Genomic DNA, 9,204 nt, shown 5'->3' with positions numbered 1-9,204 from the left:
GCCAACTCGGCCGGGCAGGCGGCGATGTACCTGTCCCGGTTCGCCAAGTCCGTGACCCTGCTGGTGCGCGGGCCCGACGTGTCGGCGTCGATGTCGCACTACCTGGTCCAGCAGATCACCGAGGCCGCGAACATCGCGGTGCGCGCCCGCACCGAGGTGGAGGCGGCGCACGGCTCGGACCGGCTGGAGCGGCTGACCCTGCGCCGGGTGGACACCGGTGAGGCCGACCAGGTCGAGGCGCAGTGGATGTTCGTGTTCATCGGCGCCGCCCCGCTGACCGGCTGGCTGGACGGGACCGTGCGCCGGGACAGGCGGGGGTTCATCCTGGCCGGCCCGGACCTGACCGTGGACGGGGAGCTGCCGGCGGAATGGGAGCTGGACCGGCCGCCGTACCACCTGGAGACCAGTGTGCCGGGCGTGTTCGTGGCGGGCGACGCGCGCGCCGAGTCGGCCAAGCGGGTCGCGTCCGCCGTAGGAGAGGGAGCCATGGCCGTGATGCTCGTCCACCGGTATCTGGAGCAGTCGTGAGCGGGCAGCCGCTGCCGTGCAGTCCCGGCGAGATCGGCAGCCTCTTCCTGTTCGAGCGGCTGTCGCCCGAGCAGCTGGGTCGGCTGTGCCGGGAGGGCCGGGTGGAGCTGTTCGAACCGGGCCCGGTCTACACCGAGGGCGACCCGGCGACCTGCTTCTACGTACTGATCGAGGGCACGGTCGTGCTCTCGCGGCGGATCGGCGCCGAGGACGTCGAGGTGTCCCGGACCTCCCAGCGTGGGGTGTACGGCGGCGCGATGCAGGCGTATCTCGGCGACCGGGTGCGGCAGGTGTACAACAACTCGATGCGGGTGACGGAGCCGACGCGGTTCTTCGTGCTGCCCGCCCCGGTGTTCGCGGAGGTCATGCGGGCCTGGTTCCCGATGGCGGTGCATCTGCTGGAGGGGCTGTTCTTCGGCTCCAAGAGCGTCCAGGCCGCCATCGGGCAGCGCGAACGGCTGCTGGCGCTGGGCTCGTTGTCGGCGGGGCTCACCCATGAGCTGAACAACCCGGCGGCGGCCGCGGTGCGGGCCACCTCCACCCTGCGGGAACGGGTGGCCCGGATGCGGCACAAGCTGGCGCTGCTCGCGGAGGGGCCGTTCTCCCGTGACGCGCTGGCGAGCCTGATCGAGGTCCAGGAGCGCACCGCCGAGCGGGTCGCCAAGGCACCGGCGCTCGGTCCGCTGGAGGCGGCCGACCGGGAGGACGCGCTGGCCGACTGGCTGACCGACCACGGCATCGAGGAGGGCTGGCGGCTCGCGCCGGTGTTCGTGCAGGCCGGGCTGGACGCCGACTGGCTGGAGCGGGTGGCCTCCACGGTGGACCGGGAGATCCTGGGCGGCGCGGTGGGCTGGCTCAACTACACCGTCGAGACCGAGCTGTTGATGAACGAGATCGAGGACGCCACCACCCGCGTCTCCCAACTGGTGGACGCCGCCAAGCAGTACACCCAGCTCGACCGGGCGCCGTTCCGCGTGGTGGACGTGCACGAACTCCTCGACAGCACCCTGCTGATGCTGTCCGGCAAGCTCGGCCCGCACATCGAGGTGGTGCGCAGTTACGACCGTACGCTGCCCTCGCTGCCGGGCTATCCGGCCGAGCTGAACCAGGTGTGGACCAACCTGATCGACAACGCGGTGTCCGCGATGACCGAGGACGGCGGCGGGGGCACGCTGACCGTGCGGACGGCGCGGGACGGGGAGTCGGCGCTGGTGGAGTTCGCGGACACCGGCCCCGGTGTGCCGCCGGAGATCCGGGAGCGGATCTTCGACCCGTTCTTCACCACCAAGCCGGTCGGCGCGGGCACCGGTCTCGGGCTGGACATCTCGCGGCGGATCGTCGTCGACAAGCACCACGGCACCCTGCGGCTGGAGTCGGCCCCCGGCGACACCCGCTTCCAGGTCCGCCTCCCGCTGACCGCGGACACCACGTCCGGCGAAACCGACAGAGCCCAGGAGGACGCATGAGTGAGGACACCGCGATCGACCCGTCCGTGCCGCCGAGCGGTACGGGGTGCGAGGAGTGCGAGAAGGCGGACAGCTGGTGGTTCCATCTGCGCCGCTGCGCGCGGTGCGGGCACATCGGGTGCTGTGACGAGTCGCTGGGCAAGCACGCCACCGCGCACTACCGGGAAACCGGCCATCCGGTGCTACGCAGCTTCGAGCCGGGCGAGGGCTGGTTCTGGAACTACACCACGGGGGAACTGTACGAGTCCGGCCCCGCCCTGGCCCCGCCCGAGAGCCACCCGGCCGACCAGCCGGTGCCGGGCCCGGCCGGACGGGTCCCGGCCGACTGGGCGCGATTGCTGAGCTGAACCGGCGTCAGCGCCGGCAGTCCCGGCTCGGGCGGTCGACGGCCCCGGCGATGGCGCGCATGCCGTCGTCGTCGGGGTGGAGGTGGTCGCCGCTGTCCAGGCCGGGGCGCAGCCGGGCCGGATCGTGGGGGTCGCGCAGCGCGCGGTCGACGTCGGCGACGGCGTCGAAGTCACCGCCGGTGCGCACCTCGTGGTTGACCTCCCGGCGCACCGCCTCGGCGTCCGGGTCCCACTGGGGCCAGCCCTTGAAGGGCGCGACGGTGGCGCCGACCACGCACAGGCCCGCCGCGTGGGCCCTCTTGGTGATCTCCCGGTAGCCCGCGACGATCTCGTCCGCGCCGGCGCCGTGGTCCGCCTTGAGGTCGTTGACGCCCTCGTAGAGGACCACCGTGCGCACGCCGGGCTGGGAGAGGACGTCCCGCTCCAGCCGGCGCCCGGCGCTCGGGCCGCCGTCGTTGCCGGTGAGGACCCGGTTGCCGGATATCCCCTCGTTGGCGACGCCCATGCCGTCCGCGCGCAGCCGCCGGGCGAGGTCGTCGGGCCAGCGCCGGTCGAGGCCGGGCGTGGACCCCCAGCCGTCGGTGATGGAGTCCCCGAGCGCGACGACCGCGCCGGCCCGGGGGTGTGCGGGGCGTACGGAGACGGCGTCGAGGTACCACCAGGAGCCGGTGGTCCGCGTCCAGCCGGTATCGCCGTCGCCGCCGGGGTCCGCGTCCCGGCCGAGATAGGAGGTGGTGAGGGCCAGCTCGTGGCCGGTGGCGGGCCCCCGTGCGTCCGGGGTGCGCAGGCTGACGGCGAGGCGGGCCCCGGCGGGGACGCGGCCGGGCAGCGGGTCGCTCCAGACGGCCCCGCCCGGCGGGACGGTGACGGCGTGCCTGCCGCCGAAGGTGAGCGCCCGGTTGCTGCGCGGCTCGAGCGCGGCACCCCCGGCCTGGAGGCCCGCGTGGGCGGCGTCGACGGTGAGGGGGCGGTCCCCGTAGGCGTTGGACAGCCGGACGCGCAGGTCGCTCCCGCCCGCGCTGACCTTCACGATCAGCCGGTAGGCCCGGTCGGCGCCCTGCCCGACGCGCTGGGCGCTGGCGCCCCAGGTGACCACGCCGGAGCCGCGCACGGTGGCCCCGGCCGGCGGGGTGGCCGCCAGGGCGGCCGTCGCCTGACCGGGGAGGGTGAGCAGCAGGACGGCGGCCGCCCGGCAGGCTCTCCCCCGGCCGCTCACCCGGCCGGTTCCTTCGTCTGGCCCATGCCTGTGATGGTCCCGCCGACGCCCGCGCCCCGCACCTCGGTACGTTCCGTGTCCCCGTGCGTACAAGAGCCCCGCCCCGCGCGGGCGCGGGACGGGGCCTTGTCGGAGCCGGGGTGCGTCAGTGGTTCGCCGGGGTGTTGGCGGCCTTGACGTTGACCGCGGCCCAGGCCCGGTCGACGGTCCGGTACTCGGTGCTCGTCGCGCCGTACAGGTCCCTGGCCGCGTTCAGCGTCGCCACGCGGGCGTCGTGGAAGTCGGTGGTGGAGACCATGTAGCGGGTCAGGGCGCGGTAGAAGACCGCCGTGGCCTTGGCGCGGCCGATGCCCTTGACGGCGCCGCCGTCGTAGGTCGGGGAGTCGTAGGAGACGCCGCCGATCTTCTTCTTGCCGCTGCCCTCGGCCAGGAGGTAGTACGCGTGCGAGGAGACGCCGGAACCGGCGTGCACCTCGGTGTCGTACGTGGCCTTCGACCAGTAGTCGACCGTACCCTCCAGCTTGTCCAGGGAGGGGTGGTCGAGGCGGCGCAGGAACTTCTGCTTCAGGCCCAGCTTCTCGCCCAGCAGGTAGTTCGGCGGGTTCTTCGCGTTGGCGGCGAAGAACTCCACGTTGGAGCCGAAGATGTCGGCGAGGGACTCGTTGAGCGAGCCCGGTTCGCCGTACTGGTTGCCGTCGCGGTCGACGTAGGTCGGCTCCAGCTTGGCGGTGGCGTCGACCACGCCGTGGGTCAGCTCGTGACCGGTGACGTCGAGGACGACCAGCGGCTTCTTGATCATGTCGTCGCCGTCGCCGTACAGCATGCAGCCGCAGGCCGGGTCCCAGAAGGCGTTGCCGACCCCGCGGCCCCAGTGGACCATCGCGCGGGCGGCCTTGCCGTTGTTGGCGATGCCCGACCGGTTGAAGGTCTTCTTGTAGAAGTTCAGGGTCTTGGTGATGCCGTACTGGGCGTCGGCGGCCGCGCTGTTGCGGTTGCTCGTGCTGCCGTTGCCCCAGACGTTGCTGGTACCCGTGATCGCGGTGCCGCCGCCGAAGGACTCGGTGTACTTGCCCTTGGCGTCCCGCGTCTCGGTGTTGTACCGGGTGGGGTCCTTGAGCTGGAAGTGGCCGCGCGAGGTCTGCGTGGTGGTCAGCGGGACGCTGCCCACGAACAGGGTCTTGCCGGTGCCGCGCGCGGTCGCCGGGTAGCCGGAGGCGCCCGAGGTGATGCCCGCGAGGAGGCCCGGCGCACTCTGGGCGGAGGTGGACGGGGTGACCGTCTCACCGCGCGCCCGCAGCGCCTTGCGGAGCTTGGGCGAGAGGAACTCGTCCGCGTCCGGGGTGTTGCTGCGGACCTCGCCGGTGACGGCGTCCACGACGACCGTGCGGGTGCCGCTCGCGCCGTCCAGGGCACTGCCGGTGACGGTGACCCGGTAGGCGAGCGCGGTCTCGCCGTCGCGCGCGTCGACGACGAGTTCGGCGGTTCCGGCGTCACCCTCGGCGGCGTCGGCCGCCTTGGCGGCTGCCTGCCTGGGGGTGATCCGGGCGTCGGAGGCGGTGGCCTGTACGGACTGGCCGGCCGCGGTGGTCACGCCCGTGTAGGCGAGCTGCCGGTCGAGGTGGACGACGAGGTCGCCACCGAGCACCGGCATGCCGCTGTGGGCGCGCTGGAAGCGGACGTGACGGCCGCCCTCGGGGTCGAACATGACGTCCTGCACGCGGAGTTCGTCACCCGTGCCGACCCCGGAGGCGTCGGCGTGGGCGACGGCGGCCGCGCGGGCGGCGTTCACCACGGGGGCGGTCCGTGCGGCGGTCCGGACGCCTTCGGCGGCCTTGTGGGCCGTCGAGGGCGCGGGGCGGGCAGAGGCCGTGCCGGCCAGGCCCGTGGCCGCCGTCGCCACCGCGACGGCGACGGCCACACTGCGTATGTGCGGTCTGCGCACCAGGGGTTGTTCCTTCGTTCGACGGCGGCCGGACACGCCGGCCGCCGTGACACATGGCGCCGTTGGGCAGCCATCGGGGCAGGCGGGTCGCGCCCCGAGGGTTCACCCTTTCGGATGAGTCATGGCCACGTAAAGAAGGAATGATCCATTTCGCTGCTCTCCGGGACAATCCTTTACCCAAAGGACACCCCGGAGTGATCGCCACATGGCCGACTGTGTGTCGACTGGGGAGACGGAGCGTCAATCCCCTAGGTTCCAGGCCGGAATGTGACGCATGTCGCAGCAACGGCGGTGTGGACGGGAGTGGTGACCTGATGGTCTCGGCAACGGTGGGCAGGAGCGCGGTACTCGGGGCGGTGGCGCTGTCGCTCCTCGTCGTCCCGGCACAGGCGGCGACCGGGGAGAAGGGTGCGGCGGCCGCGCTCCCCGCGCCCGACACGGCGGGCGTGGACGGGGTGCTGCGCACGGTCCGCACCGAGGGCGCCCCGGCCGCGCTGGCCCGGATCGACGACCAGGGCCGCAGCCATCTGATCAGCCGGGGCGTCGCCGACCGGGGCACCGGCCGCGCGGCCAGCACCGCCGACCGGTTCCGCATCGGCAGCGTGACCAAGACGTTCTCCTCGGTCGTCCTGCTCCAACTGGCCGACGAGGGCAAGCTGGACCTGGACGCCCCGGTGAACCGGTACCTGCCGAAGCTGTTGCCGAGCGACGCCATCACCGTGCGGCACGTGCTGAGCCACCGCAGCGGGCTGTACGACTACACCAACGACATGTTCGCCCAGAGCGTCTCCGGCTTCGAGGCCGTGCGCAAGAAGGTGTTCACCTACCCCCAGCTGGTCGCGCTCTCCCTGAAGAAGCCACGCGTCAACGCGCCCGGCGCGGCGTACTCGTACTCCAACACCAACTTCGTGGTGGCGGGCATGCTCATCGAGAAGCTCACCGGACGCCCGGTCAAGGAGGCGTACCAGAAGCGGATCACGGGCCCGCTGAAACTGCGGGACACCTTCTACGTCCACCCCGACACCAGGCTTCCCGGCCGGTTCGCGCGCGGCTATCTGACCCCGGACCGCTCCGGCGACCCGCTGGTCGACGCGACCGAGCAGACCGTGTCCTGGGCGCAGAGCGCGGGCGCCGTCATCTCCACCGCCAGGGACCTGAACACCTTCCTTGCGGCGCTGCTCGGCGGCAAGCTGCTCTCCGCAGCCCGGCTCGCCCAGATGGAGCGCTTCACCAAGGTCGACGCGACGACCGCGTACGGTCTCGGCCTGCGCCGCCGGGACCTGTCCTGCGGGGTGTCGGTGTACGGGCACACGGGCGCGGTGCAGGGCTACTACACCTACGCGTTCGCCACGAAGGACGGCAAGCGGGCGCTGACGGCGGTGGCCACCACCTCCAACAACGGCAAGGTGCTCAACGCGCTGGCGGGCGCCCTGGAGCCGGCGTTCTGCGGCAAGAGCGCCAAGCAGCGGCGCGGCCCGGCGCTGGTGGAGCGCAACGCGGACGTCGCCCCCGCCACGGCGCGCTGAACTCGCCGTCCCGGACGGCCCGTCACGCGCGTGATCTTGGCGGAACGGGTCCGTCCGGGACACCATGCGCTCATGAAGGGTGACCTCTTTTCCAGTGAGCACATGGTCCGTCCGGCCGTCGAGCCGGGAATGGCGATAGAGAACGGCAAGTGCGTCAGGTACGCGGTGGACGGTGAGATGCTCGCCCGCCAGGGCGCGATGATCGCCCACCGGGGCAGCCTCCAGTTCGAGCGCAAGGGCCAGGGCGTGGGCGGCATGCTCAAGCGCGCGGTGACCGGCGAGGGGCTCCCGCTGATGTCGGTGCGCGGGCGGGGCGAGGCGTGGTTCGCGCACGAGGCCCAGAACTGTTTCATCGTCGAGGTGGAGCCCGGCGACCAGTTCACCGTCAACGGCCGCAACGTGCTGTGTTTCGACGCCTCGCTGTCCTACGAGATCAAGACCGTGAAGGGCTCCGGCATCGCGGGCGGCGGCCTGTTCAACAGCGTCTTCAGCGGGCACGGCAGACTCGGGCTGATCTGCGAGGGCAACCCGCTGGTGATCCCGGTGTCCGAGCAGGCGCCGGTGTACGTCGACACGGACGCGGTGGTCGGCTGGACCGCGAACCTGCGCACCTCGCTGCACCGCTCGCAGTCCATAGGGTCGATGCTGCGCGGCGGGTCGGGCGAAGCCGTCCAGCTCATGCTCCAGGGCGAGGGCGTCGTGGTGGTCCGGCCCAGCGAGGCCACCCCGCAGAAGCCCCAACAGCACTGATTCCGTACGGGGGTTCCCCGCGCCACTCGGAGTGATCCGCGTCGCACGGGCAACCCCCGTCGCCGTCCCAGCGTCTTGCCCCACGACCGACCACGCCCCGGCCCCCCGGTGGACCGGGGCGATTCGCCCACGTGCTATACGCGTCGCGTATACACGTGGTGTATAGAAGGGTTCACATGTACGGCAAGGCTTTCGCCCCGGAGTATCAGGGCGCCCTGACCACCCTGTCCGTCAATTCCTCGCTGACCGACGTGCTCGCCGAGGGGCTGGAGCGGCTGCGCGAGGCCGAGCGGGCCGGGCACCCCGCCGAGGTGGCCCGCTGCGGTCTCGCGGTCGCCGAGGCGCACCGTCGGCTCGGCAACACGGCGGAGGCCGACCGCGCGTGGAAGGCGAGTTACCGCGCGGCCCGTACGGCCGGGGACACCGGGGCGATGGCGTGGGCACTGTGGAGCGGCGGCACGCTGGCCCGGCAGCGGGGGGCGTTCCCGCTGGCCTGGCGGCTGCTGGGGCTGGCGGCCGAACTCGGTGAGCGCGGCGGCGACGTCGTCGTCCGGGGCTACTCGCTGGCCGGGCTGGCGGAGACCGGCCGCATCCAGGGCGACTACGCGGCCGTCGGCCGGCTGCACGAACAGCTGCTGGCCGAGGCCCGCAGGCGCGGGGAGGCCCGGCACACGGTGTGGGCGCTGGAGGGCATCGCCCAGATGCACCGCAACACCGGTGACTTCGACCGGGCGTACGCGCTGTTCGAGGAGGCGGCGGAGATAGCCGAGCGCGCCGACGACCGGCGCGGCCACGCCTGGGCGCTGCGCGGGCTCGCGGACATCCTCTCGGCGCGGGACGGGGACACCGGCCGGGCGCTGGAGCTGCTGTCCCGGGCGGAGGAGACGTGCCGGACGATGAACCTGTCCAGCGCGCTCGCCTACAACCACAAGATGCGCGGCAACGTCTTCTACCGCGCCGGTCGTTACGAGGAGGCGCGGGACCTGTACGGCCTGGCGCTGTCCGAGTTCCGCACGATGGACGAACCCCGTGGCGAGGCGCTGTCCCGCCTGGGTCTGGCCAAGTCCCTGGCCCGGCTGGGCCGTGACCCGGAGGAGACGGCGGCCGAACTGGCCGAGCTGGCCCTCGTGCTGGAGCGCTCGGGGCTGCGGCACGCGCGGGAGATGGTGGCGCGGGCGCAGGCCGAGTTCGTGCCCGAGGCGGAGGGTGCCCGGTGACGGCGGTGTTCCGCGCGGAGCGGATCTCGGCGGACCAAGTCCTGTCCAGTACACGCGAGTTGGTGGGGCCCGCGCTGCGGGAGGCGGTCGCCGGGCTGCACCCGTGGCTGGCCGAGATGGCCGCGTACTCCTTCGGCTGGCGTGAGGGCGCGAAGGCCGGCGGCAAGGGGGTGCGGCAGGCGCTGGCGGTGCTCGGGGCGCGGGCGGCCGGT

8 protein-coding genes and 1 pseudogene are annotated in these 9,204 nt (G+C 72.8%); 7 read left to right on the top strand and 2 right to left on the bottom strand.

All coding sequences use genetic code 11. From position 1 onward, the window contains the following. The 3 genes from GT030_RS19930 to GT030_RS19920 form a co-directional block, all read left to right on the top strand. A partial coding sequence (locus tag GT030_RS19930; RefSeq protein WP_161202271.1) for an NAD(P)/FAD-dependent oxidoreductase occupies positions 1 to 528 on the top strand: 528 nt, incomplete at its 5' end. Further along, positions 525 to 1,994 carry an ATP-binding protein gene (locus tag GT030_RS37170; RefSeq protein ID WP_161202270.1) on the top strand — a complete coding sequence of 490 codons (1,470 nt, stop codon included), beginning with the start codon at positions 525 to 527 and terminating at the stop codon, positions 1,992 to 1,994. The genes GT030_RS19930 and GT030_RS37170, both read left to right, overlap by 4 nt. Next, positions 1,991 to 2,341, top strand: coding sequence for a UBP-type zinc finger domain-containing protein (locus GT030_RS19920; protein ID WP_161202269.1), 351 nt, complete (start codon positions 1,991 to 1,993; stop codon positions 2,339 to 2,341). The genes GT030_RS37170 and GT030_RS19920 overlap by 4 nt, the downstream gene beginning before the upstream one ends. Positions 2,342 to 2,348: 7 nt before the next feature. Here GT030_RS19920 and GT030_RS19915 read toward each other — a convergent pair whose 3' ends face one another. Further along, on the bottom strand, positions 2,349 to 3,557 hold the full coding sequence (locus GT030_RS19915) for an SGNH/GDSL hydrolase family protein (RefSeq protein ID WP_161202268.1): 1,209 nt from the start codon (positions 3,555 to 3,557) through the stop codon (positions 2,349 to 2,351). Between the two features lie 145 nt (positions 3,558 to 3,702). Beyond that, on the bottom strand, positions 3,703 to 5,499 hold the full coding sequence (locus GT030_RS19910) for a M4 family metallopeptidase (RefSeq protein ID WP_161202267.1): 1,797 nt from the start codon (positions 5,497 to 5,499) through the stop codon (positions 3,703 to 3,705). Between the two features lie 314 nt (positions 5,500 to 5,813). Between GT030_RS19910 and GT030_RS19905 the strand changes: the two genes are divergently transcribed. The 4 genes and pseudogenes from GT030_RS19905 to GT030_RS19890 all read left to right on the top strand — a co-directional run. Then, positions 5,814 to 7,025: a serine hydrolase domain-containing protein gene (locus GT030_RS19905; RefSeq protein ID WP_161202266.1), complete on the top strand. Its 1,212-nt coding sequence runs from the start codon at positions 5,814 to 5,816 to the stop codon at positions 7,023 to 7,025. A gap of 72 nt (positions 7,026 to 7,097) precedes the next feature. Next, positions 7,098 to 7,775: an AIM24 family protein gene (locus tag GT030_RS19900; protein WP_086694711.1), complete on the top strand. Its 678-nt coding sequence runs from the start codon at positions 7,098 to 7,100 to the stop codon at positions 7,773 to 7,775. Between the two features lie 176 nt (positions 7,776 to 7,951). Further along, positions 7,952 to 8,992, top strand: coding sequence for a tetratricopeptide repeat protein (locus GT030_RS19895; protein WP_161202265.1), 1,041 nt, complete (start codon positions 7,952 to 7,954; stop codon positions 8,990 to 8,992). Further along, positions 8,989 to 9,204, top strand: a pseudogene (locus GT030_RS19890) (polyprenyl synthetase family protein); the annotation flags it as partial. The gene GT030_RS19895 and the pseudogene GT030_RS19890, both read left to right, overlap by 4 nt.

Source organism: Streptomyces sp. SID1328, from assembly GCF_009865595.1.
GTDB lineage: Bacteria > Actinomycetota > Actinomycetes > Streptomycetales > Streptomycetaceae > Streptomyces > Streptomyces griseoluteus.
Note: the sequence above shows the minus strand (reverse complement) of the source record. Positions and strands in the feature narration are given on the sequence as shown.

Coding starts and splice junctions, on each gene's coding strand:
- GT030_RS19920 (WP_161202269.1), top strand. CDS start 1,991: ATGAGTGAGGACACCGCGATCGACCCGTCCGTGCCGCCGAGCGGTACG.
- GT030_RS19905 (WP_161202266.1), top strand. CDS start 5,814: ATGGTCTCGGCAACGGTGGGCAGGAGCGCGGTACTCGGGGCGGTGGCG.
- GT030_RS19900 (WP_086694711.1), top strand. CDS start 7,098: ATGAAGGGTGACCTCTTTTCCAGTGAGCACATGGTCCGTCCGGCCGTC.
- GT030_RS19895 (WP_161202265.1), top strand. CDS start 7,952: ATGTACGGCAAGGCTTTCGCCCCGGAGTATCAGGGCGCCCTGACCACC.